The organism is Bradyrhizobium sp. CCH5-F6 (genome assembly GCF_001556045.1).
Taxonomy (GTDB): domain Bacteria; phylum Pseudomonadota; class Alphaproteobacteria; order Rhizobiales; family Xanthobacteraceae; genus Bradyrhizobium.
Genome location: NZ_LSIC01000094.1, coordinates 253424 through 277915, shown reverse-complemented (window position 1 = coordinate 277915; position 24492 = coordinate 253424). Strand labels below are relative to the sequence as shown.

Below are 24492 nucleotides of genomic sequence, written 5' to 3'. Positions count from 1 at the left end.
ATCCGTACACGGATGCCGAGCGCACCTCGATCCTGCGCAACCGCTCGCGCCTTTTCGTCGGCAGCCCCGCGACGGTGCAGAAGAAGCTGCAGCCGCTGATCTATGCCAGCAAGCCGGACGAGCTGATGGTGATCACCGCCGTGTACGACCATGAGGCGCGGAAGAAATCGTATTCGCTGCTGGCAGAGGCGTTCGGGCTGGTTAAAGGTGCGGCTTAGGCCGATCGCGCTCCTGGTCTCGCATTCCTCGGATCCCGGCTCGCGCTTCGCGCGTCCGGGACATGAGGCTACTCCTGCGTCTCGCTGAACGTCGCGCGGAACGGGTGTCCCGGATACACGCCGACGATGCGGAATTCGCGCGAGAAGAACTTCAGCTCCTCGATCGCAAAGGCGAGGCCCTTGTCGTCGGGGTGGCCGTCGACGTCGGCGTAGAATTGCGTGGCGAAGAAGTTGCCGTCGACCATGTAGCTCTCGAGCTTGGTCATGTTGACGCCGTTGGTGGCGAAACCGCCGAGCGCCTTGTAGAGGGCCGCCGGCAGGTTGCGGACGCGGAAAACAAAAGTCGTGACGAGCGGGCCCGAGCCTTGGGTCGCCCATTTCGGCTCGCGCGCCAGCACCACGAAACGGGTGGTGTTGTGGGCCTCGTCCTCGATGTCCTCGGCGAGGATGTCGAGGCCGTAGATTTTCGCGGCGAGACGCGAGGCGATCGCGGCGACGGACTTGTCCTTGCGCTCGGAAATGTCGCGGGCGCTGCCGGCGGTGTCGGCGTGCACGATCGGCTTGATGCCCAGCTTGCGGATGATGCGCCGGCACTGGCCGAGCGCATGCACGTGGCTCTCGACGCTCCTGATGTCTTCGAGCCTGGTCCCCTTCACCGCCATCAGCTGGTGCCGGACCGGCAGGAACCATTCGCCGATGATGAACAGGCCTGACGCCGGCAGCAAATGATGGATGTCGGCGACGCGGCCGGCGACCGAATTCTCGATCGGGATCATGCCGAGATCGGCCTCGCCCGACGAGATCGCCGACAGCGCGTCCTCGAAGGTGGCGCAGGGCAACGGTTCGGCGTCGGGGTAGGCCTCGACGATGGCGATATGGGAATTGGCTCCGGGTTCGCCCTGGAATGCGATCTTCATCTTGCTCATGGTCGGCCTTGTAGCAGCGGCTCAGGATTTGGAAAGGATGCTGCGGGCGGTCTCCAGGTCCGCCGGCGTATCGACCCCCCGGGGCACGGTATCGACGATGGTGAAGTCGATCCGCATTCCAGCCTCCAGCGCCCGGAGCTGCTCGAGCTTCTCCTGCAACTCCAGCGGTGAGGGCGGCAGCGAGACGTACCGCTCCAGCGCGGCGCGGCGATAGGCATAAAGGCCGATATGGTGGTAACGCGGTCCGTCGCCGGTCGGGGCGGTCGCGCGGGTGAAATAAAGTGCGCGCATGCGCCGGCCGCCGAGCGAGGTTCCGATCGCCTTCACGACGCTCGGAGCGAGGTCCTCTTCCTCGGTGTGGATTTGCGAGGCCAGCGTCGCGATGTCCACGGCCGGGTCTTGCAGCGGCGGCAGCACCTCGCGGATGTTGTCGATCGTGATGGTCGGGAAATCCCCCTGGAGATTGACCACGATCTCGGCCTTGCCGTCCGGATCGAGCTTCTGCATGGCCTCGTGGATGCGGTCCGAGCCCGAGGGATGGTCGGGGCGGGTCATCACGGCCTCGCCGCCATGGGCAGTCACCACGGATGCGATCTCCGGCGTGTCGGTGGCCACCGCGACCCGGCCGATTGCAGCGGCCTCCGCGCGGCGCAGCACATGCACGATCATCGGCAGGCCCGCGATATCGGCGAGCGGTTTGCCGGGCAGGCGGGTGGCGGCCATGCGGGCCGGGATCAGCACCAGGATGCGGGGATCGATCATGTGCTCAAAGGCTTGGGGTCAAGGGCCTGGAAACGGGGCGTTTTCCGCGCCGAGAAATGGAGTGGGGACGGGCTGAAAACCGGGTCGCTTATACGGGTTGCCAGACCCCGGGCAAACCGATATCTCAATGGCAAAACTCGGGGAAACAATAGGGAACGTTTTGATTCTCCCGAGGCTCGTCCTCGGCGGCCGCTTGGGCCGCTGTTTCCTTCTTGCGGTGGGGCCTGGCCGGAAATGGACTCTTTCGAACTCAACAAGATTCTCGGTGCGGTGCTCGCCACCTGCCTTCTTCTGATGGTGACGAGCATCACCGCCGAGGCGCTGTTCTCGCCCAAGATGCCGGAAAAGCCCGGCTTCGAGATCGCCGTGAAGGAAGACGCCGGTTCGGCGAAGGAAGGCGGCGCCGCGGCTGCTGCCGCCGAGCCCATCGAGAAGCTGCTCCAGACCGCCTCCGTCGAGAAGGGCGCTGCCGCCGCCAAGAAGTGCGGCGCCTGCCACACCTTCGAGAAGGGCGGCCCGAATCGGGTCGGTCCGAACCTCTATGGCGTCGTCGGCGAGCCAAAGGGCCAGGGCCGTGGCGGCTTCAACTTCTCGGCGGCCCTCAAGGGCAAGGGCGGCAACTGGACGTTCGACGACCTCAACAAGTTCATCGCCAATCCGAAGGGCTTCATCCCGGGCACCGCGATGGGCTTCGCCGGTATTGCGAAGGATTCCGAGCGTGCCGACGTCATCGCCTATCTGAACTCGCTGTCGGAGAGTCCGCAGCCACTGCCGACGGCGTCGAAGTAAGGCTCATAACCGTTTTGGAATGAACGGCCAGGCTGAACAGCCTGGCCGTTCGCTTATTCGGGCCTCGCGGCGAGTTTATCGGGGCGTTTGGTCGCATCCGACAGGCCGGCTGGGCTTCCAAGATGAGGAAAAAGCAACATATTCGGTCGAAACCTCGCCTATATTGGGAACTTAAAGGAGTAGCCTCCTTCAAGACAGGGATGTTGATTTGGCCATTACCCGACGCGATCTCCTGCTCACCGGCACCGCTGCCGCAGCCCTTCCAGCCCTTGGCTCCGTCGCGGGCGTTGCCGTCGGCTCGGCGCATGCGCAATCAGCAACTGAGCTGCCTTCCGGCGGGCTCCCTTGGCGCCACGCGCTGTCCCTGTTCGGCAAGGTCAAGTACCCGGCCGACTTCAAGCGCTTCGATTACGTCAATCCGGACGCGCCCAAAGGCGGCGTCGCGCGCCAGACCGCCGTCGGCACATTCGACAATTTCAATATCGTCGTTTCAGGTGTGAAGGGGCAGGTCGCCGGTGCCGTGGCATTCATCTATGAGACGCTGCTGACGCCGTCGCTCGACGAGGTCTCGACCGAATACGGCGCGCTCGCCGAGGCCGTCAGCCATCCCGACGATTTTTCTTTCGTCACCTATCGGTTGCGACGGGAGGCCAAGTGGCATGACGGCAAGCCCGTCACCCCGGATGACGTGATCTTCTCGCTTGATTCCTTCAAGAAGCACCATCCGATGTACTCGGCGTACTACAGCCATGTGGTGAAGGCCGAGAAGGTCGGCGAGCGCGAGGTGAAGTTCGTATTCGACGCGCCCGGCAACCGCGAACTGCCGCAGATCGTCGGACAGCTTACGGTCCTGCCGAAGCATTGGTGGGAGGGGACGGACGCGCAGGGCCGCAAGCGCGATGTCTCCGCCACCACGCTGGAAGTGCCGCTCGGTTCGGGCCCCTACAAAGTCAAGGAGTTCGTAGCAGGACGCTCGATCGCGCTGGAGCGCGTCAAGGATTATTGGGGCCGCGACCTCCCCGCCAATGTGGGCCGCAACAATTTCGACGAGCTGCGCTACGAATATTTCCGCGACGGCACGGTGGCGATCGAGGCCTTCAAGGCCGACCAGGTCGACTGGCGCACCGAGAACAGCGCCAAGAGCTGGGCGACCGCCTACGACTTCCCGGCCGTGACCGAAAAGCGTGTGATCCTCGAGGAATTCGCCAATCGCAGCTCGGGCGTGATGCAGGCCTTCGTGCCGAACCTGCGCCGCGCCAAGTTCAGCGATCCCCGCGTGCGTCGTGCGCTCAACTACGCCTTCGACTTCGAGGAGATGAACAAGCAGATCTTCTACGGTCAGTACAAGCGCATTAGCAGCTATTTCGACGGCATCGAAGAGCTGATGGCGACGGGGCTGCCGCAGGGGAAGGAGCTCGAAATCCTCGAGACCGTGCGCGCCCAGGTCCCGCCCGAGGTCTTCACGACGCCCTACAGCAATCCGGTCGGCGGCAACCCGGAGGCCGTCCGGGAGAATCTTCGCGAAGCGCTGCGCCTGTTCAAGGAGGCTGGCTATGAGGTGCGCGATCGCAAGCTGATCGACGTCAAGACCGGCTCCCAGTTTTCGCTGGAGTTGCTGAACCAGGATCCGAGCTTCGAGCGGATCACCCTGTTCTACAAGCCGTCGCTGGAGCGGCTCGGCATCGCCGTCAGCGTGCGGACGGTCGATCCGACGCAATACGAGAACAGGACGCGCGAGTGGGACTTCGATATCGTCACCAACTCATGGGGCGAGTCGCAGTCGCCGGGGAACGAGCAGCGCGAGTTCTGGTCGTCCAAGACCGCCGACATCGCCGGGTCGCGCAACATCGCCGGCATCAAGAATCCTGCGATCGACAAGCTGATCGAACGGGTCATCTACGCCACCGATCGCGACGACCTGGTGGCCGCAACCAAGGCGCTCGACCGCGTGCTGCTGTGGAATCACTACGTCGTGCCGCAGTGGACCTACAACAAGGTGCGCACCGCGCGCTGGGACCGTTTCGGCCGGCCGGCGGAATTGCCCAAATACGGGCAATCCGGCTTCCCGTTCATCTGGTGGTACGACGCAGACAAGGCGGCGCGGATCGCAAAGAAGTCGTGAAGGACGTTCCCCGCATGACGCAGATGTCACGCCGCCAGGTGTTGGTCTTGGGTGTCGGCGGCGCCCTCGGGGCGTCCATTGGTGCGCCGTTGCGCAGTGCGCGTGCATCGGAAGCGGGGACCGAGGCGCACGGCATCTCGGCGTTCGGCGATCTCAAATATCCCGCCGATTTCCACCATTTCGACTACGTCAATCCGGCTGCGCCGAAGGGCGGCACGTTCTCGCTCATCCCATGGACGAGATCGTATAACCAGTCCTACCAGACCTTCAACTCGCTCAACGCCTTCATTCTGAAGGGCGACGGCGCGCAAGGCATGGACATGACGTTTTCGCCGCTGATGGTACGGGCGAGCGACGAGCCGGACGCGATGTACGGGCTTGCCGCCAAATCCGTGCAGATATCGCCGGACAGGCTGGTCTACCGCTTCACGATGCGGCCGGAGGCGAAATTTCACGATGGCACCAAGCTCACGGCGCATGATGCGGCGTTTTCGCTGACGACGCTGAAGGCCAAGGGCCATCCGCTGATCACGGTGCAGATGCGCGACGTGGTGAGCGCGGAAGCGATCGACGACGCGACGCTCGTCGTCACCTTTGCCAAGGGGCGCGCCCGTGACGTGCCGCTCTATGCCGCCGGACTTCCGATCTTCTCGAAAGCGTACTACACGTCCCGGCCCTTCGACGAATCGACACTGGACGTGCCGCTCGGCTCCGGTCCGTACAAGGTCGGCAGGTTCGAGGTCAACCGCTACATCGAATTTGAACGGGTCAGGGATTGGTGGGCCGCCGATCTGCCTCCTTGCCGCGGCAGCTACAATTTCGATGTCGTGCGGTACGAGTTCTATCGCGACCGCGACGTCGCCTTCGAAGGTTTCACCGGCAAGAGCTATCTCTATCGCGAGGAGTTCACCTCCCGCATATGGGCAACGCGCTATGACTTTCCGGCCGTGAAGGATGGCCGCGTCAAGATGGAGGTCGTTCCCGACGACACTCCGTCCGGAGCGCAAGGCTGGTTCATCAACACGCGACGCGAGAAGTTCAAGGACCCGCGCGTACGCGAGGCGCTGATCAACGCCTTCGATTTCGAGTGGACCAACAAGACCATCATGTACGGTGCCTATGCCCGTACGGTGTCGCCGTTCCAGAACTCGGACCTCATGGCGAACGATGCGCCGCCTTCGCCGGAAGAGCTGAAGCTGCTGGAGCCGTTTCGCGGCCAGGTTCCCGACGACGTTTTCACGGCACCGTTCACGCCGCCGGTCACGGACGGCTCCGGACAAGACCGCAGCCTGTTGCGCAAGGCGCAGCAACTGCTGAGCGACGCAGGCGTGCCGGTCAAGGACGGCAAGCGGATGCTGCCGAATGGCGAGGTGTTCAGGATCGAGTTCCTGTTGGACGAACCCTCCTTCCAGCCGCATCATGCGCCCTACATCAAGAATCTCGCGACGCTCGGTATCGAGGCGAGCGTGCGCCTCGTCGATCCGGTGCAATACAGGGCGCGCCAGGATGACTTCGATTTCGACATGACCATCCAGCGCTTCAGCATGTCCGCGACGCCGGGCGACGCCATGCGCTCCTTCTTCTCCTCGCAGGTCGCGAACACCAAGGGCTCGTACAATCTCGCGGGCATCGCCAACCCGGCCATCGACGCCATGATCGAAAAGATCATGTCGGCTGACAGCCGCGAAGAGCTGACCGTCGCCTGCCGCGCATTCGACCGGCTGTTCCGCGCCGGCCGCTATTGGGTGCCGCAATGGTACAACAAGACGCACCGGCTGGCCTATTGGGATCAATTCGGCCATCCAACGAGGCTGCCGCGTTATGCCCACGGCGTCGGCGCCCCCGATATCTGGTGGCATGAACCCGCCAAGGCGGCCAAGCTCGAGCAATCAAAATAGCCATGAGCGCTTATATCGCCCGCCGCATCCTCCTGATGATTCCGACGCTGCTCGGGATCCTCTTCGTGTCCTTCGTCGTGGTGCAGTTCGCGCCGGGCGGCCCGGTCGAGCGTGTGATCGCGCAGCTCTCGGGCGCCGACACCGGCGGCACGTCACGCATCTCGGGCGGCGGCGATTTTGCGCAACGCGCGCCGGGACAAGTCGGTGCCGGCAGCGATGCGATCAACTCGAAATATCGCGGTGCGCAGGGACTCGATCCTGACTTCATCAAGAAGCTGGAGGTGCAGTTCGGCTTCGACAAGCCGGCGCCGGAACGCTTTCTCTTGATGGTTTGGAATTTCGCCCGTTTCGATTTCGGCAAGAGCTATTTTCGCGACGTCAGCGTGCTCCAGCTGATCAAGGAAAAGCTGCCGGTCTCGATCTCGCTGGGGATCTGGCTGACTCTGATCACCTATCTGATCTCGATCCCCCTCGGCATCCGCAAGGCGATCAAGGACGGCACCCGCTTCGACACCTGGACGTCGACGGTGCTCGTTCTCGGCTATGCCATTCCCGGCTTCCTGTTCGCCATCCTCCTGATCATCCTGTTCGCCGGCGGCTCCTTCTTCAACTGGTTCCCGCTGCGCGGATTGACCTCGGACGGCTGGTCGGAATTTCCCTGGTACTGGAAGATCATCGACTATTTCTGGCATCTGACGCTGCCGTTGATAGCCATGGCCCTCGGCGCGTTCACCACCATGACGTTCCTGACGAAGAACTCGTTCCTGGACGAAATCCGCAAGCAATACGTCATGACGGCGCGCGCCAAGGGCTGCAGCGAGAACCGGGTGCTGTACGGCCATGTCTTCCGCAATGCGATGCTGATCGTGATCGCCGGCTTCCCCGGGACCTTCATTCACGCGTTCTTCTCGGGCTCGCTCCTGATCGAGACCATCTTCTCGCTGGACGGGCTGGGGCTGCTCAGCTTCGAGAGCGTGCTCAACCGCGATTATCCCGTGGTGTTCGGGACGCTCTACATCTTCTCGCTGGTCGGCCTGGTGATCAACCTGATCTCCGACCTGACCTATATGTGGATCGACCCCCGGATCGATTTCGAGGCGCGGGAGGTCTGATGACGCTGGCCGCTCCGACGACTCCGATCGAAACTACAGCGAAGTCACCGCTCGGCGACGCGGTGCCGATGACCCGCAAGCCGTTCGCTCCATCGCCGCTCAACAGGCGTCGATGGCAGAACTTCAAGGCGAATCGTCGCGGCTACTGGTCGTTCTGGCTCTTCATCGTCCTGTTCGTGGTGTCGCTGTTCGCCGAGCTGATCGCCAATGATCGACCTTTCCTGATCAAGTTCGACGGCCGGCTGTATTGGCCGGCCTTCGTCACCTATTCGGAAACGGCCTTCGGCGGCGACTTCGAAACCGCGGCCGACTATCGCGATCCCTATTTGCAGAAGCTCATCAAGGAGAAGGGCGGCACCATCGTCTGGCCGCTGATCCGCTACTCCTACGACACGCACAATCTCGACCTGCCGACACCGGCACCGTCGAAGCCGACCTGGATGCTGACGGAAGCGCAATGCAAGCCGGTATTGGAGAAGAAGGGGCTGAAGAGCTGCCGCGATCTCGAATACAACTGGCTCGGCACCGACGATCAGGGCCGCGACGTGGTGGCGCGGCTGATCTACGGCTTCCGCATCTCGGTGCTGTTCGGCCTTTGTCTCACCATCGTCTCATCCGTCATCGGCATTGCGGCGGGGGCGGTGCAGGGCTATTTCGGCGGCCGGGTCGACCTGATATTCCAGCGCTTCATCGAGATCTGGACGGCGATTCCCTCGCTCTACCTCCTCCTGATCCTGTCCTCGGTGCTCGTGCCCGGCTTCTTCGTGCTGCTCGGCATCCTCCTGCTGTTCTCCTGGGTCTCGCTGGTCGGTCTGGTGCGGGCCGAGTTCCTGCGCGGGCGCAACTTCGAATACATCCAGGCGGCGCGGGCGCTCGGCGTCTCGAACCCGGTCATCATGTTCCGCCATCTGCTGCCGAACGCGATGGTCGCGACCATGACGTTCCTGCCATTCATCGTGTCGAGCTCGGTGATGACGCTGACTGCGCTCGACTTCCTGGGCTTCGGCCTGCCGCCGGGATCGCCTTCGCTGGGCGAACTGCTGTCGCAGGCCAAATCCAACGTGCAGGCACCCTGGCTCGGTTTCTCGGGCTTCTTCTCGGTCGCGATCATGCTGTCGCTCCTGATCTTCATTGGCGAAGCCGTGCGCGACGCCTTCGATCCGCGCAAGACGTTCAGGTAGGCCGATGGACGCGATCAACCAGCCCCTGCTCAGCGTGCGCGATCTCTCGGTGGCCTTCCACCAGGGCGGCGCCACCACGCTCGCGGTCGACAAGGTCTCGTTCCAGATCAAGCGCGGCGAGTGCGTCGCGCTGGTCGGCGAATCCGGCTCCGGCAAGTCGGTCAGCGCGCTCTCGATCCTGAAGCTGTTGCCCTATCCGAACGCGTCGCATCCCTCGGGCAGCATCCGCTTCAAGGGGCGCGAGCTGATCGACCAAACCGAGCAGCAGATGCGCGAGATCCGCGGCAGCGACATCTCCATCATCTTCCAGGAGCCGATGACCTCGCTCAATCCGCTGCACACGATCGAGGCGCAGATCGGCGAGATCATCCAGCTGCACAATCCCACCAGCAATGCCGAGGCGCGCAGGCGGACGCTGGAACTGCTGACGCAGGTCGGCATTCCCGAGCCCGAGACGCGGCTGAAGAGCTATCCGCACCAGCTTTCCGGCGGCCAGCGCCAGCGCGTGATGATCGCGATGGCGCTCGCCAACGAGCCGGACCTGCTGATCGCGGACGAGCCGACCACCGCGCTCGACGTCACCGTGCAGGCGCAGATCCTGGCGCTGCTCGCCGAGATCCGTTCGCGGCTCGGCATGAGCCTGCTGTTCATCACCCACGATCTCGGCATCGTCCGCCGCATCGCCGACACCGTCTGCGTCATGCGGGGGGGCGCGATCGTCGAGCAGGGACCGGTCGAGCAGGTCTTCAAGACCCCGAAGCATCCCTATACGCGCGACCTGCTCGCGGCCGAGCCGAAGCCGGATCCGGCGCCGCCGCAGCCGGATGCGCCGGTGGTGATGTCGGCCGATGATCTCAAAGTCTGGTTTCCGATCAAGCGCGGGCTGATGCGCAAGACGGTCGGCCACATCAAGGCGGTCGACGGCGTCAGCGTCGCCGTGCGCAAGGGCGAGACGCTTGGGGTCGTCGGCGAATCCGGCTCGGGCAAGACCACGCTGGGGCTCGCATTGCTGCGGCTGATCTCCTCGGACGGGCGCATCGTGTTCCTCGGCAAGGACATCCAGGGCCTGCGCTTCAAGGAGATGCGGCCGTTCCGGCGCGACATGCAGATCGTGTTCCAGGATCCGTTCGGCTCGCTCAGCCCGCGCATGTCGATCGCCGACATCATCGCCGAAGGACTGTCCGTGCATCAGCCGAAGCTCTCGCGCGAGGAGCGCGAGGTGCGCGTCGTCAAGGCGCTTGAGGATGTCGGGCTCAATCCGGATACGCGCTTCCGCTATCCCCATGAGTTCTCCGGCGGCCAGCGCCAGCGCATCAGCATCGCGCGCGCGGTGGTGCTGGAGCCGGATTTCGTCGTGCTGGACGAGCCGACCAGCGCGCTCGATATGCTGTTCCAGGCGCAGATGGTCGATCTGTTGCGCGAGCTCCAGCGCAAGCGCGAGCTCACCTACATGTTCATCTCGCACGATTTGCGGGTCGTCGCATCGCTCGCCAGCCACCTCATCGTGATGCGCGGCGGCAAGGTGGTCGAGGAAGGCCAGGCCGCCGAGCTCTTCAAGAACCCGAAGACGGCTTACACGCGCGCGCTGTTCGCGGCGGCGTTCCGGCTGGAGACGGCAGGGAACGGCTCGGTGGCGACGTAAGCCCCGTCAGAGCCGCTTGATCGCCACGATCTCGCTGCCCGCCTGCTTGATCCGCGCAATGGCCGGCTCGATCGGCTCGATCGCCGTCGCCATGTGATACGCATTGGCGTGAACCATGGTGCCGGCGTCGCGCACGATGGCGACATGGCCCTTCCAGAAGATCAAATCGCCGCGCAGCAAGCTGCTCCGCTCATTCGGCTCCAGTGCGCGGCCGAGGCCCGTCTGCTGCATGTCGCTGTCGCGCGGGCAACCGATGCCCGCAGCGGTCAGGGACACCTGCACGAGACCCGAGCAGTCGATGCCGAAACTGCTCTTGCCGCCCCAGAGATAGGGCGTGCCGACGAAGCGCTCGGCCACCGACACGAAATCTGCCTCGCGATGATCGAACGGGACGAGGTGCGTCCTCGGTAAAAATCTCCCGTCGCGCGTCACGGCGAAGGAGCCGTCCTCGCGCGCCACGGCAATCTTCGATCCCATCACGAGCGTGTCGGCCGGCGGCAGCTTGATCGAGGGACCGGGGAACGCGAATGTTCGCAGCACGCCTACCTTGTGCGTCGGTGCCGATTTCGGTTTCGCGAGCGCCGCGTCGGGAAGCCAGCCGACATAGCCATCGTCATTGAGCTGACCCCAGGCCCAGCCCTCGCCGTTACGATCGTAGATGGTGACCCGCTCGCCGCGCAGCGCCTCTGTCATCAGCATCGCGTCGGAGGACGGCTGCTCGCGCACCGGCGCGAGCGCCTCGACCACCTCGAATTCTTCGCCGGTGACGAAGCGATCCGCCTCGACCTTGCCTTCGAGATATTTCGCGGCGATGTCGCCCCGCGCCGGCGTCAGCCGCGGATCGTGTCCTGCGTCACGCATAGCGTTCGCTCAAGAGTGCGTAGATGGTCCGCGCCGCCTGGCACTCGCCGCCTTCGGGCCGCGCCGGCTTGGCCGACGGTGTCCAGCCGTAGATGTCGACATGCAGCCAGCTCTTGGCGTGCTCGACGAAACGTTGCAGGAACAACGCGCAGGTGATCGAGCCGGCAAAGCCGCCCGACGGCGCGTTGGTGATGGTCGCCGTCTTGGAGTCCAGCCAGGCATCGTAAGGCGGCCACAGCGGCATGCGCCACAACGGATCGTTCTCCTTCACCGCGCAGCGCGCGACGTCGGCGGCCAGCGTCTCATCATTGGTGTAGAAGGGCGGCAAATCCGGCCCCAGCGCGACGCGGGCCGCGCCCGTCAGGGTGCCCAGGTCGATCAGCAGATCGGGCTTCTCCTCGTCGGCCAGCGCCAGCGCGTCGGCGAGCACCAGGCGCCCCTCCGCATCGGTGTTGCCGATCTCGACGGTGATGCCCTTGCGCGACTTGAAGATGTCGAGCGGGCGGAAGGCGTTGCCCGCGACGGCGTTCTCCACGGCCGGGATCAGCACGCGCAGCCGCACCTTCAGCTTCGCATCCATCACCATGCGCGCGAGCGCCAGCGCGTTGGCGGCGCCGCCCATGTCCTTCTTCATGATCAGCATGCCGCTCGACGGCTTCAGGTCGAGCCCGCCGGTATCGAAGCACACGCCCTTGCCGACCAGCGTCACCTTGGGATGATCAGGATCGCCCCAGCCGATGTCGATCAGACGTGGCGCGCGGCTGGACGCCATGCCGACGGCGTGGATCAGCGGGAAATTCGTCTTCAGGTCCTCGCCGATGGTGCAGGCGAAGCTAGCGCCGAACTCGGTGGCGAGCGCGAGCGCGGCTTCGGCGAGTTCCGACGGGCCCATGTCGTTGGACGGCGTGTTGATGAGGTCGCGCGCGAGCATTGCGGCATCGGCGATCCGCTCGATCTCGGCCGCGTCGACGCCGTCAGGCGGCACCAGCCGGACCTCGGGGCGCTCGGCCTTGCGGTAGCGGGCGAAGCGGTAGCACCCCAATGCGAAGGCGAGCGCCGCCAGCCGCGGATCGTGCGGTGCATTGGCGAAGCGATAGGTGCCCGGCGGCAGCAGGCCGGGGAGCGCGCCGGGCCGGAACAGGTCGCGCGCTCGCGCGCCCTCGTCCTCGAGGCCGAACAGCACCTGCGCGATCGTGCCGTCGGGCGCAGGCAGCGCGAGATAGCGGCCCGGCTTGGCGGCAAAGGCACTTACAGCGGCGAACTGACGTTGCGCCGGCGGCAGCGTCTCGGCGACCTGATCCCAGCTCGACCTGGTGACGAAGGTGATCGGGATGGCATTGGGCGACGTATCGAAGACAGAAGGCATTTGGCGGGTCCGGATCGTCAGATCGAGCGGGTGATGCGAGCAAAACGAGACTTCGCAGAGTTTCGCCGCCGCTGCAATCCGCTTTGCCGTCACCGTTCAGCGAGTCGCTACTCGCCGCAAGGGGGCCATGCTAGGTTCCGGGGAGCGGTCGCCGGATGTGGAGATCCCCGGGGATCGACGACGAAGCGCCGGGAGGAATGCGATGGAATTTGTGTGGAGCGTGGTCACATTCGTCGGCCAGGCCGTCGATGCGGTCTTTGGCTATGTCGAGCATCACCATTGGATCTTCGCGCTCCTGGCCGGCGGTTACGTCTTCTATCTCCACGACCGCTCGGTCCACGCGCGGTTCGACGCGCTCGACAAACGCGTCGACGAAATCCGCAGGCGGCTCGCCATCGAGTATTGACCGGGCGAGACGAAAACGTCCTCGCGCGGATCTCGCCCCTCAAGCCGACAGTTACCGTTTGCGACTCACGCCTTGGCACGCGTTGCGGTCGTGACGCCGCCGTGAGAGGCCAGAAAGCGCCGTTAACCGGCCGTTAGGGTTAACATTCTATTGCTGGCACGTTCGGCTTGATCGAGCGGCTCGAGAGTCAAAGCGTCATGCGTCAACGGATCAGTCTCGCCCGGCTACTTGCGTCCACGTCGCTGGTCGCGGCGGTGGCGATGGGCCTCGGCGGCTGCACGGCCATGTCGAAGCTCTCCGAAGTGACGGGGTCGGTCGGCCCCCGGGCGGAGGCGCCTTCGGCCGATCGCGCGCCCACCGATCCGGCGCGTGCCGTCGAAGCCTATGGCGAGCGCTACCGCGCCAACCCCAAGGATGCCGACGCCGCGCTCGCCTACGGTCAGGCCCTGCGCGCCAACGGCCAGCGCGCCCAGGCCGCCGCCGTGCTCGAGCAGGCGACCATCGCCAATCCCGGCAACAGGGCACTGCTCGCCCAGTACGGCCGCGCACTCGCCGACAACGGCAACTTCCAGCAGGCCTACGACGTCCTGTCGAAGGCTCATTCGCCCGACAATCCGGACTGGCGTCTGCTCTCGGTGCAGGGCACCGCGCTCGACCAGATGGGTCGTCACGAGGAGGCGCGGTCCTATTACGCGAGCGCGCTCAAGATCGCACCGGGCGATCCCGGCGTGCTCTCAAATCTCGGCCTGTCCTACATGCTGTCGAGAGACCTGCCGAAGGCCGAAGAGGCGTTGCGACAGGCCTACGCCTCGCCGCGCGCGAGCGCCCGGGTGCGGCAGAACCTCGCCCTGGTCGTCGGCCTCCAGGGGCGCTTCGCGGAAGCGGAGACCATCGTCAAAGCAGACCTGCCGCCGGACCAGGCCGCGGCCAATGTCGCCTATCTCAAGGACATGCTCAGCCGCAGCGACGCGCCGCGCGGCGCAGCGAAGCGGACGCCGGTTGCTTCGCTCAGCCAGCCTGACTGATCAGATCTGATCTTCCGATCTCGGGCCTATGCGGTGAACCGCGCGGTCAGCCCCGAACTCATTGCATCTCCGTGACCTTGATGCCCGTCGGTCCGAGAATGACCACGAACAGCACCGGCAGGAAGAACAGGATCATCGGCACCGTCAGCTTCGGCGGCAGGGCGGCGGCCTTCTTTTCGGCTTCGTTCATGCGCATGTCGCGATTCTCCTGCGCCATGACGCGCAAGGATTGGCCGAGCGGGGTGCCGTAACGCTCCGCCTGCTGAAGCGCGAGACACACCGACTTTACGCCCTCGAGCCCGGTGCGCCGCGCCAGGTTCTCATAGGCGACCTTGCGGTCCTGCAAATAGGACAGTTCGGCCGTGGTCAGGGTGAACTCCTCCGACAGCGCGATCGACTGGCCCACGATTTCCGTAGCAACCTTCCGGAACGCCATTTCGACCGACATGCCGGATTCGATGCAGATTAGCAGCAGGTCGAGCGCGTCGGGGAACGCGCGCTTGATCGAGAGCTGCCGCTTCGAGATCGCATTTCTGAGGAACAGCATCGGCGCCTGGAGGCCGAGATAGGCGGCGCCGAGACAGATGCCGATCTTGACCGGCAACGCCTGTTCCATATGCGCGATCACGAAGACGTAGAGCGCCGAGCCGATCAGGAGCACGATCGGGGCGACCATGCGGGCAAACAGGAAGGTGATGTAGGGCGCCTGGCCGCGGTAACCCGCCATGATGAGCTTGTCTCGCGCAGCTTCCTGCGCGAGCCATTTGGTGAGGTTGAAGTCCTCGACCACCTTGGAGACGAGTTGCTTCGGCGTCTGACGCAGCGAGACCTTTTCGCTCTTGTGGAGACGCTCACGCTCGCGTTGACGGATGCGCTCGCGCTCGCTCGCCACCGCCTTCATGCGCTTGGAGAGGCCCTCGCCCGCGAACAACGGCATTACCAGCGTATACACGGTTGCGCTCGCGGCGATGGCCGCGAGCAGCATGGTCATGAAGCGGACGTCGTGCAGTTTCGAGACGAGAAAGTCGACCATACGGCACCGTCAGAAATCGAAGTTGATCATCTTTTTCATCACCATGATGCCGATCGACATCCAGACGACGCAACCGACCAGCATCAGCTGTCCGGTGGGATGAGTCCAAAGGACTGAGATGTATTGCGGCGTCGTGAGATAGACGAGGAACATCACGATCGGCGGCAGCGAACCGATGATGCCGGCCGAGGCCTTGGCTTCCATCGACATCGCCTGGATCTTTTCCTTCATCTTCTTGCGGTCGCGCAGCACCTTGGAGAGGTTGCCGAGCGCTTCGGAGAGGTTGCCGCCCGACTTCTGCTGGATCGAGATGACGATGCCGAAGAAATTGGCCTCCGGCAGCGGCATGCGCTCGTAGAGCCGCGCGCAGGCCTCGCCCAGCGGCATGCCGATCGCCTGCGTCTCGATGATCGTCAGGAACTCGCTGCGTAGCGGCTCGGGCGCGTCGGCGGCCACGACCTTGATCGACTCGAACAGCGGCAGTCCGGCCTTGATGCCGCGCACGATCACGTCGACCGCGTCGGGAAGCGCCGCCAGGAACTTGGTCTCGCGGCGCTTCTTCAGGAAGCCGAGTGCCCAGCGCGGCAGGCCGAAGCCGCCGGCAAAGGCAAGGCCGGCAGCGCCGATCAGGCCGCCTCCGGCGAACAGGGCGGTTGCGAAGAACACGCCCGCCACGACGGCGGACACGATCCAGAACTTCTGTGGCGTCCAGTCGAGCCCCGCCTGCGACAGGCGGACGGAGAGCGGTACGCTCTTTTCCTGCAAGCGCCGCGCCTCGAGGTCCTTGAGCGTGGTCTCGACCTGCTCGCGGCGCGAGCGCTGGGTCTTCTCGGCCTGGCGGGCCATGGGCGCCTCGGCGCGGGCGACCGAGGCGCGGCGGCTCTCCGCCTTTCGTTCGCCGGACAGCAGCGGATAGAGGAAGACCCAGGCGATGCCGCCGACGGCGGCGGTGGCGAGGAAGGCGAGGGCGAGGACCTGCATGTTCATGGTGACGTTGACCTGCTCACGTCTTCGCTGCCACTTCCGCCGCGTCGAGTGCGGCGGCAAGGCGCTTCTCCTCGCCGTAATAGCGGGCGCGTTCCCAGAACTTCGGACGGCCGATGCCGGTCGAGCGGTGGCGGCCGATGATCTTGCCGTTGGCGTCCTCGCCCATCATGTCGTAGAGGAAGATGTCCTGGGTGATGATGGTGTCGCCTTCCATGCCCATCACCTCGGTGATGTGGGTGATGCGGCGCGAGCCGTCGCGCAGGCGCGCGGCCTGGATGATGACGTCGATCGAAGCGCAGATCATCTCGCGGATGGTGCGCGAGGGAAGCGAGAAGCCGCCCATCGTGATCATGGATTCGCAGCGCGACAGCGCCTCGCGGGGGTTGTTGGCGTGAAGCGTGCCCATCGAGCCGTCGTGGCCGGTATTCATGGCCTGGAGCAGGTCGAACGCCTCGGGTCCGCGGACTTCGCCGACGATGATGCGTTCGGGGCGCATACGCAGGCAGTTGCGCACCAGCTCGCGCATGGTGACCTGGCCCTCGCCCTCGATGTTGGGCGGGCGGGTTTCCAGCCGGACCACATGGGGCTGCTGGAGCTGGAGCTCGGCGGCGTCCTCGCAAGTGATGACGCGTTCGTCGTGCTCGATGTAGTTGGTGAGGCAGTTGAGCAGCGTCGTCTTGCCCGAGCCGGTACCGCCGGAGATCAGCACGTTGCAGCGGACCCGGCCGATGATCTGGAGGATTTCGGCGCCTTCCGGCGAGATCGCGCCGAACTTGACGAGCTGATCGAGCGTCAGCTTGTCCTTCTTGAATTTTCGGATGGTGAGGGCGGGACCGTCGATCGCGAGCGGCGGCACGATGGCGTTGACGCGGGAGCCGTCGGCGAGGCGCGCGTCGCAGATCGGCGAGGATTCGTCGACGCGGCGTCCGACCTGGCTGACGATGCGCTGGCAGATGTTGAGGAGCTGCTGGTTGTCGCGAAAACGGATGCCGGTGCGCTGGATCTTGCCGCCGACTTCGATGAAGACGGTGCCGGCCCCGTTCACCATGATGTCCGCGATATCGTCGCGCGCGAGCAGAGGCTCCAGCGGGCCGTAGCCGAGCACGTCGTTGCAGATGTCGTCGAGCAGCTCTTCCTGCTCGGCGATCGACATCACGATGTTCTTGATCGCGATGATCTCGTTGACGATGTCGCGGATTTCCTCGCGCGCCGATTCCGAGTCGAGCTTGGCGAGCTGGGCGAGGTCGATGGCCTCGATCAGTGCGCCGAAGATGGTCGCCTTGACCTCGTAATAGTTGTCCGAACGCCGGCTCTCCATGGCCGGCGGAGGCGGAGCCTTGGCAGGAGCAAGCGGCGGCGAGGCGATGGCCGGCGGAGGCGGGACGCGCGACACCGTCGGCGCCGGAGCCTGGACGGGCTCGAGCGACACGGCGCCGGGCTTTGGCGCCCGAAAGTCGGTGTCTGTTCCGCTACGCTTACCGAACACTTAACAACTCCATGCCGCGGCTTATCTTCCCCGCAACTTCTCAATCAGAGGTGAAAGCAGGGACGACTTTTGCTTCTTGGTCTCGCTGCGGCCGGTCAGGCGCTGGGCGATCTGCAAGAACATCTCGATCGATTTGTGGTTGGCGGAGATCTCCGCGATCATCTGGCCGTTGTTGGCCGCCGAGCCGAAGATCTGCGGCTCGAACGGGATCGAGACGACCGGCTGGCTCTCGATCGCCTTGGCGAACTCCGCGGCGGCGATTTCGGGCCGTTTCGGCACGCCGACCTGGTTCAGGCAGTAGAGCGGCGGCCGGTCGTTGGGGCGCGCGGCCTTCAACAGGTCGAACAGGTTCTTGGTATTGCGCAAGTTGGCGAGGTCAGGCGCGGCCACGATCAGGATGTCGTCCGCTCCGATCAAGGCGCGCTTGGTCCAGCCCGACCATTGATGCGGAACGTCGAGCACGATGCACGGCATGGTGGAGCGCAGCGTGTCGAACACGGCGTCGAAGGCGTCGGTGCCGAAATCATAGACCCGATCGAGCGTCGCAGGCGCCGCCAGCAGGCTGAGATGATCGGTGCATTTCGACAGCAGGCGGTCGATGAAAGCGGTATCGACGCGGTCGGGCGAGAACACGGCGTCGGCAATGCCTTGCGGCGGATCCTGGTTGTAGTCGAGCCCGGCGGTGCCGAAGGCGAGGTCGAGGTCGGCGACGACGGCGTCCATCGCGAGGTCGCGCGCGATCGCCCAGGCGACATTGTGGGAGATGGTGGAAGCCCCGACGCCGCCCTTGGCGCCGACCACGGCGATGATGCGGCCGACCGCCTTGGCTTCCGGCGCCGAGAACAGGTTGCAGATCGAGCGCACGACGTCGATCGCGCCGACCGGCGCGAGCACGTAGTCGCTGACACCGCGGCGGACAAGCTCGCGATAGAGCATGACGTCGTTGATGCGGCCGATCACGACGACGCGGGTGCCGGCGTCGCAGACGGTGGCGAGCTGGTCGAGCCCACCCAACAAATCGTTGCGGCCGTCGCTCTCGAGCACGATCACGTTCGGCGTCGGGGCCGAACGGTAGGCCTCGATCGCGGCTGCCATGCCGCCCATCTGGATCTTGAGATGGGCCTTGCCGAGACGGCGATCCTCGCCGGCCGACTGGACCGCCGCGGCAGTCTCCACGGTTTCGCAGAAGGCCTGGACCGAGACGCGGGGCGCGGGCGCAATATGCTCCTCGACCGGCGGAGGAACTGCTTCCGGCTGCTCTTCGTGTGTCTGGCGCGCGTAGCTGATCATCTTCCGGTGTCGCTGAGTTTGGCCCTGTCGGCTTCGGGATAGGTGGTCGTCGTCGAGACTCCCTTGCGATATTTCTCGAGACCTGTGATGCGCCGCGGGGTGTATGACGGAGTTTCGGGGCGCGGCTGCTCGAGGTCGGACGGGTTGTCGACCATGGCCGCGAGGTTGCGCTGATAGGCGCAGCCGTAATTGTAGTAATCCTTGTTCTCGAACCAGCGCTTGTTCTTCATCGAGGGGCCGATGTCCTCCGGCCACAGTCCGCAGGGACCGGCGACGGCCGCGATCTTGGAATAAGTGAGCCGGATCGGCGGCAGGAAGCGCTTGTCTTCCGGCTGGTAGGGCTGGACGCTGATGCCGCGCGGCGGAACGCCTGCCGCCGTCAGTATCGCCTGGATCTCACGCATCGTGTCCGCAACCGGACGAGCATTGGGCGTATTGGACGGCACGTCGATGCGAACGGCGCCAGTGCCTTCGCGCAACCAGGCTGATGCGACGCCCATCACGTCGGCGCGCTGGGCGGCGGTCAATCCGCCGCGGGCATGGCCGACGAAGACGACGATCGAGCGATTCTGCTCCTCGACCGCGATCGGATGGCGCTGCTTGTAGTCGTCGGGAATGGAGGCAGTCGTCACCTCGTCGTGCTGACAGCCGCCGAGCGCGAGCGCCATGCCGACGAGCGCGCCACCAAGGCGGATGGCGCGTCTGCGAAGCTGGGGTGGTCTTGTGATCATCGTGAATTCCCCGTTCCGCCTCAGTCGGTGATGAAGCCGTAGGTGCCGCGGTAGTTCTTGGCCGGTTCGGTTCGTCCGGGCACGCCGTAGAGCCGGTTGATGTTGCCGATCAGCTGAGCCTGCGGATCCGAAGGCGGGGCGAAGCCGTCATCCGGCCGCGACAGGTCCTTCGGCGCCACCGCGCGGACGACGTAGGGCGTCACGATCACGACCAGCTCGGTCGCGTTGTTGACGAAGTCGCGGCTGCGGAACAGCGTGCCCAGGATCGGGAGCTGCATCAGTCCCGGCAATCCGCTGACCGCCTGCTTGGTCTGCTGCTGGATCAGGCCGGCCATGGCCATCGCGCCGCCGGAGGGAATTTCCAGCGAGGTCTCCGCGCGGCGGGTCCTGATCGAGGGCACCGTCAGCGAGTTCACCGAGGTCGAGGTCACGGCCTGCGACAGCGTGATCGAATTCTCGTTCGACAGCTCCGAGACCTCAGTCATCACCCGAAGGCTGATCTTGCCTTCGCTCAGCACCACGGGGGTGAAATTCAGCGAGATGCCGAACTTCTTGAAACTGATCTGGGTGGTACAGACATGCGTGACGGGGTCGCACGCATAGCCTGCCGGGACCGGGAATTCACCGCCGGCGATGAACGTCGCCGATTCCCCCGAGATCGCGGTCAGGTTCGGTTCGGCCAGCGTCCGGATCACGCCCGCGGTTTCCATCGCGCGCAGGGTGGCCTGCACCGACGGTGTCGCGCCGAACTTCGTGGTCAGATTGTTGCCGTCCACCAGGTTGCGGCCATAGGCCGTGAACGGGTTCGAATTGGTGAAGCTCACCACGGAGGTGCCGTAGTTGAGATTGGCGGTGAGGTCGATGCCGAGCTGCTTGACGATGTTGCGCTGGACCTCGGCCACCGTCACCTTGAGCATGATCTGGTCGCGGCCGCGCACCACGATCGAGTTCACCACCTTGTCGGCGCCGCCGGCCAGGCGCGCGGCGAGATCGTTGGCCTGCTGCGCTTCCATCGGGTTGGCTGCCGTGCCGGTCAGGACGATGCCGTCGCCGAGGCCGTCGATCTGGATGTCTGAATGGGGCAGGATCTGCTTCAGCGCGGCCCGTACGCCGTTGAGGTCGCGCTTGACCGCGATGTCATAGGCCGCAATCTGCTGACCGGCGGAATCGAAGAACACGATGTTGGTCTGGCCGATGGCGGCGCCGATGATGTAGGCGCGCTGTGCCGAGCGGACCACCGCATTGGCGATCTTGGGATCGGCGACCAACACGTCCTTGATGTCGCGCGGCAGGTCGATCACGACGGACTTGCCGACGCCGAGCGAGAGGAAGCGCGCGTTGATCTGGCCGTCCGCCGCGACCGGCGCCGCGGGTCGGTAATCGGCAGCGACCACAGGGCCGATGGCCGGGTTGAGCGTCAAGGCGAGGGCGGCGGAAAACGACAGGGCGCGGACCACCGAGGTTCGCATTGTCGCCAAATCTGCCCGGAAATTCATATCGACTGTCTTCATCGTGCCTTAGCCGTCTGACTTGGAATGCCGTAGCGAATGATCGCGACGCCGTCGCCCTTCTGCGCGGAATCATCGAGCGTGATCTCGCTCATCTTGACGTCGGCTATGCTGCGCAGTGCCAGAGACAGCGTTCCGGCCTGACGGGCCGACGAAAGCGCCTGGGTCTGTGCTGCAGCGAGCTCCAAGGTCACCGTCTTGCCGACCACCGTGTTCTGGCCGTCCTTCTCTTTCGGCGCCTGGTCGATGGCCAGGACGCGGATGTTGGTAAGGATGATCTCGGAGGTGACGATGTCCGGAGCGCCGTTGCTCTGGTCGGGGTTCTTGAGCCGGCGCGTGAGGATCACATCGACGCGGTCGTTTGGCAGGATGAAGCCGCCTGCGCCGGTCTCCGGCGAGATCTCGGTCGAGATCGCCCGCATGCCGCTCGGCAGGATTGCGGCCATGAAGCCCGAGCCCTCGGCCTTGACCAGCTTCTGGTCGCGGATCGGTTCACCCTGAATGAAGGGAGCGCGCGCGATCGAGCCGGTCACCTGGGTCACGCCATCGGGACGCTCGTTGCGGCGGATGAAAGTGGCGCTGGCGGTCGCTGCCGGCCAGGTCTGCCATTGCACGTCGTCAGGCTTGACGGTCTGGCCGAGACCGATGTCGTTCTTGGCCACGAGGACGTCGACTGTCGGAAGCTGCGCGGTCGGTGCCGGAGGCGGCGCAGAATTATCCGTCCCGCTCGCCAGGTACGCGGCGACGCCGCCGGCGCAGATCGCGACCGTCAGGACGACAATGCGTGCCCTATTCATACGCTTCACTTTCCAACAATACGCCGCGACGCTGCCGCCGCCGTGATCGGCAGTTGACCAGCTATTCGTCAAAGCATGGTTAATGAGGCGTATCTAAATCGCCTTAACGCCGGGTTTACCCGGTGTTTTCAGCGCAGTGCGAGGTGAGCGAGGTCGATCGCCTTCACCCATTCGGTCTCCGGGTAGACCAACAACGCGCTCAGCGCGAGCGCGATGCCGTAGGGAATGCCGCTCTCCTTGGCGTGCAACCGTGCAAGCCAGGCCTGGCCCGCCAGGCCGTAGGGCAGCGGCCACTGCCGGAACTGGAGCAGGAGAAGCGTCAGCGCACCGCCGAACAGCGAAGCGTAGAGCAGGAAGTTCATCAGATGTGCAAAGCCGAACCAGAGTGCGACGGAGGCCGCGACCTTGGCGTCGCCACCGCCGACCCAGCCCATCGCGAAACAGGTGAAGGCCACGACGAGAAGCAGCGCGCCGGCACCGACATGGCTGAGCATCTCGTGAGGTGCCATGCCACCAGCGATGGCGAGGGCGAAGAAGCCTGCGACCAGTGCCAGCGACACCCGGTTCGAGATCGTCATCGTGAAGAGATCGCTCGCGGCGGCGAATGCCATCAGGGCCGGGAAGAGCAGGAGGCGCGCAAGGTCGAGGATCATGGGCTGCGTCTTGAGGCCTGGGTTTGCCGCGGAAACTGGCGTCGCCGGATGTTAGCGCGCAGTGTTAAACAAACCGACAATGGCGACGAGGGCGCGATGCCGAGGCCGCCGAACGCGCCTTCACCAGAAGCTGGCAATGCGCGCGGCAAGCGCGACCGTCGCGAGCAACAGCGCAAGGCAGATCCAATAGGCTGGCGTGCTGGCCGCCGCTTCCGGCTCGTGCGCCGCGACAGCGGCATCGGTTCTGAACTTGTGCAACGCCACTGGAACTTGCCGTCTTCAGAAAAGCAAATGCCCCGGAGGTCCGGGGCTCTTGCCGTCGTCGTCGGTTGCTTACTTCAGCGACGTGCTGATCGAGGTGAACTTGGTGTTCAGCGTGGTGCCGAGATTGTTGACGACGGTGATGATGGCCAGCGCGATGCCGGCGGCGATCAGGCCGTATTCGATGGCGGTGGCGCCGGATTCATCCTTCGCGAAACGCGCAATCAAGTTCTTCATGAACCAAAACTCCATCTGGGTGAGATCGCCTCGTTCGGCGCTGTCTTTGACGCGACGACCATGAGAGCCGAGCTCTTTCGGTAGAGTTAATTCGATCGGGTAAACCCACGTCCGGCGCGATGCTTTTGCCCAGAGTGAATTTCCCCTTAAGGCGACCGCTGCCGTGCGTCGTAGTTCCAGATGCATCAGCAGCGCGGCGCCTGCTTCACCCTCCCTTAAATTTCGCTGAGTAGACGTAGGCAGGAGTGAAATTCGCGAGAGAGGCGACGATGTCGAGCCTGCCAATGCAAGTCGCCCTGATGCTCGGCGAGACCATCGTGAAGGTGATTCCCGTCACCTTCGTCCTCGCGGCGGTCTTCACCGTGCTGGAGCATTTCTGGGCCTGCAATCCCGGCGCGCCGTGGTGGCGCAAGCGGGAGATCGTCACCGACATCTGCTACTGGTTCTTCGTTCCGGTGTTCGCCCGCACCATGCGGATCGGACTTCTGATCGTCGGCGCCAGCGTCGTCTTCAACATCCACGACCCCGACGAACTCATCGCCTTCTACGACAACGGCCACGGCCCGCTGGCGCAGCTGCCTCTGTGGGTCCAGGGCCTGCTATTCCTGGTGCTGTCCGATTTCATGCTGTACTGGCTGCACCGGCTTTTCCACGATGGCGGCTTCTGGAAGTACCATGCCATCCATCATTCGTCCGAGGAGATCGGGTGGATCTCCGCGGCTCGTTTCCATCCCGTCAATCTCCTGCTCGGAACGATCAGCGTCGATGTCGTGCTGCTGATGGCCGGCATCTCCCCGAACGTCATGATCTGGGTCGGCCCGTTCACCACCTTCCATTCGGCCTTCGTGCACGCCAACCTCAACTGGACCTTCGGACCGTTCAAATATCTGCTGGCGACGCCGGTATTCCACCGTTGGCACCATACCTCCCTCGAAGAGGGCGGTGACACCAATTTCGCCGGAACGTTCCCGATCTGGGACGTGCTGTTCGGTACCTTCCGCATGCCGGAGGGGCAACTGCCGCAGGATTACGGCAAGGACGAAGCGACCATGCCGAAGGAGATCGGTGGCCAGCTCGCCTATCCGTTCCGCCACTAGGAGGGATGGTGGCTCCGCAAATGCCAGTCCGTTCAAACAATGATCGGAGAGTTTGCGGAACGTTCACGAATTAAAGGCAGGTTAGCCGGGTCGGGCACCGGCTC

Annotated in this window: 23 protein-coding genes and 1 pseudogene; 10 read left to right on the top strand and 14 right to left on the bottom strand. The window is 64.6% G+C overall.

Annotated features, from left to right (window positions below; genetic code table 11):
* Positions 1-218: pseudogene (locus AX729_RS17800) on the top strand (LLM class flavin-dependent oxidoreductase); the annotation flags it as partial.
* Between the two features lie 68 nt (positions 219-286).
* Here AX729_RS17800 and AX729_RS17795 read toward each other — a convergent pair.
* Positions 287-1144 (bottom strand): prephenate dehydratase, encoded by an 858-nt coding sequence (locus AX729_RS17795; RefSeq protein WP_061025279.1) that lies wholly within the window; start codon positions 1142-1144, stop codon positions 287-289.
* A gap of 21 nt (positions 1145-1165) precedes the next feature.
* The gene (locus tag AX729_RS17790; protein WP_061025277.1) at positions 1166-1906 is read right to left on the bottom strand and encodes a 3-deoxy-manno-octulosonate cytidylyltransferase; all 741 of its coding nucleotides are present in this window, start codon (positions 1904-1906) and stop codon (positions 1166-1168) included.
* A gap of 234 nt (positions 1907-2140) precedes the next feature.
* Between AX729_RS17790 and AX729_RS17785 the strand changes: the two genes are divergently transcribed.
* From AX729_RS17785 to AX729_RS17760, 6 genes are all read left to right on the top strand, one after another.
* The gene (locus AX729_RS17785; RefSeq protein ID WP_061025275.1) at positions 2141-2695 is read left to right on the top strand and encodes a c-type cytochrome; all 555 of its coding nucleotides are present in this window, start codon (positions 2141-2143) and stop codon (positions 2693-2695) included.
* Positions 2696-2903: 208 nt separating this feature from the next.
* Positions 2904-4817, top strand: coding sequence for an extracellular solute-binding protein (locus AX729_RS17780; protein ID WP_061025273.1), 1914 nt, complete (start codon positions 2904-2906; stop codon positions 4815-4817).
* Between the two features lie 14 nt (positions 4818-4831).
* A complete protein-coding gene (locus tag AX729_RS17775) occupies positions 4832-6715 on the top strand; it encodes an extracellular solute-binding protein (protein WP_061025272.1) in 1884 nt (627 codons plus the stop codon).
* A gap of 2 nt (positions 6716-6717) precedes the next feature.
* Positions 6718-7827 (top strand): microcin C ABC transporter permease YejB, encoded by a 1110-nt coding sequence (locus AX729_RS17770; RefSeq protein ID WP_061025270.1) that lies wholly within the window; start codon positions 6718-6720, stop codon positions 7825-7827.
* Positions 7827-9008: an ABC transporter permease gene (locus AX729_RS17765; protein WP_061025267.1), complete on the top strand. Its 1182-nt coding sequence runs from the start codon at positions 7827-7829 to the stop codon at positions 9006-9008. The genes AX729_RS17770 and AX729_RS17765 overlap by 1 nt, the downstream gene beginning before the upstream one ends.
* Before the next feature lie 4 nt (positions 9009-9012).
* A complete protein-coding gene (locus tag AX729_RS17760) occupies positions 9013-10650 on the top strand; it encodes an ABC transporter ATP-binding protein (RefSeq protein ID WP_061025266.1) in 1638 nt (545 codons plus the stop codon).
* 6 nt (positions 10651-10656) lie between these two features.
* Here AX729_RS17760 and AX729_RS17755 read toward each other — a convergent pair whose 3' ends face one another.
* Entirely contained in the window at positions 10657-11511 is an 855-nt protein-coding gene (locus AX729_RS17755) for a C40 family peptidase (protein WP_061025264.1), read from the bottom strand.
* Complete coding sequence (locus tag AX729_RS17750; protein ID WP_061025321.1) at positions 11504-12877, bottom strand: leucyl aminopeptidase family protein; 1374 nt, start codon at positions 12875-12877, stop codon at positions 11504-11506. The genes AX729_RS17755 and AX729_RS17750 overlap by 8 nt, the downstream gene beginning before the upstream one ends.
* A 202-nt stretch (positions 12878-13079) precedes the next feature.
* Here AX729_RS17750 and AX729_RS17745 point away from each other — a divergent pair, with 202 nt between their 5' ends.
* Together AX729_RS17745 and AX729_RS17740 are read left to right on the top strand one after the other, a co-directional pair.
* Positions 13080-13283, top strand: a complete 204-nt coding sequence (locus AX729_RS17745) for a hypothetical protein (protein WP_061025262.1) — start codon at positions 13080-13082, stop codon at positions 13281-13283.
* A gap of 197 nt (positions 13284-13480) precedes the next feature.
* Positions 13481-14308 carry a tetratricopeptide repeat protein gene (locus AX729_RS17740; protein ID WP_061025319.1) on the top strand — a complete coding sequence of 276 codons (828 nt, stop codon included), beginning with the start codon at positions 13481-13483 and terminating at the stop codon, positions 14306-14308.
* A 58-nt stretch (positions 14309-14366) separates the two neighbouring features.
* Here the strand turns inward: AX729_RS17740 and AX729_RS17735 are convergent, their stop codons facing one another.
* The 10 genes from AX729_RS17735 to AX729_RS17695 form a co-directional block, all read right to left on the bottom strand.
* On the bottom strand, positions 14367-15341 hold the full coding sequence (locus AX729_RS17735) for a type II secretion system F family protein (RefSeq protein ID WP_061025260.1): 975 nt from the start codon (positions 15339-15341) through the stop codon (positions 14367-14369).
* A 9-nt stretch (positions 15342-15350) separates the two neighbouring features.
* Entirely contained in the window at positions 15351-16328 is a 978-nt protein-coding gene (locus tag AX729_RS17730; RefSeq protein WP_061025318.1) for a type II secretion system F family protein, read from the bottom strand.
* A gap of 16 nt (positions 16329-16344) precedes the next feature.
* Entirely contained in the window at positions 16345-17814 is a 1470-nt protein-coding gene (locus tag AX729_RS17725) for a TadA family conjugal transfer-associated ATPase (RefSeq protein WP_061025258.1), read from the bottom strand.
* Between the two features lie 21 nt (positions 17815-17835).
* On the bottom strand, positions 17836-19104 hold the full coding sequence (locus AX729_RS17720; RefSeq protein WP_061025257.1) for a CpaE/TadZ family protein: 1269 nt from the start codon (positions 19102-19104) through the stop codon (positions 17836-17838).
* The gene (locus tag AX729_RS17715) at positions 19101-19835 is read right to left on the bottom strand and encodes a CpaD family pilus assembly protein (RefSeq protein ID WP_061025255.1); all 735 of its coding nucleotides are present in this window, start codon (positions 19833-19835) and stop codon (positions 19101-19103) included. The genes AX729_RS17720 and AX729_RS17715 overlap by 4 nt, the downstream gene beginning before the upstream one ends.
* Before the next feature lie 20 nt (positions 19836-19855).
* A complete protein-coding gene (locus AX729_RS17710; RefSeq protein WP_061025316.1) occupies positions 19856-21331 on the bottom strand; it encodes a type II and III secretion system protein family protein in 1476 nt (491 codons plus the stop codon).
* Positions 21332-21342: 11 nt separating this feature from the next.
* Positions 21343-22140, bottom strand: coding sequence for a Flp pilus assembly protein CpaB (gene cpaB, locus AX729_RS17705; protein ID WP_061025254.1), 798 nt, complete (start codon positions 22138-22140; stop codon positions 21343-21345).
* Positions 22141-22268: 128 nt separating this feature from the next.
* Positions 22269-22793: an A24 family peptidase gene (locus tag AX729_RS17700; protein ID WP_061025252.1), complete on the bottom strand. Its 525-nt coding sequence runs from the start codon at positions 22791-22793 to the stop codon at positions 22269-22271.
* Positions 22794-22913: 120 nt separating this feature from the next.
* Entirely contained in the window at positions 22914-23057 is a 144-nt protein-coding gene (locus tag AX729_RS40510) for a hypothetical protein (protein ID WP_197433612.1), read from the bottom strand.
* 69 nt (positions 23058-23126) lie between these two features.
* Positions 23127-23291, bottom strand: a complete 165-nt coding sequence (locus tag AX729_RS17695; RefSeq protein ID WP_027544253.1) for a Flp family type IVb pilin — start codon at positions 23289-23291, stop codon at positions 23127-23129.
* Between the two features lie 269 nt (positions 23292-23560).
* On the opposite strand from AX729_RS17695, the gene AX729_RS17690 reads away from it, so the two are divergent.
* Positions 23561-24388 carry a sterol desaturase family protein gene (locus AX729_RS17690; RefSeq protein WP_061025251.1) on the top strand — a complete coding sequence of 276 codons (828 nt, stop codon included), beginning with the start codon at positions 23561-23563 and terminating at the stop codon, positions 24386-24388.
* Positions 24389-24492 lie beyond the last annotated feature (104 nt).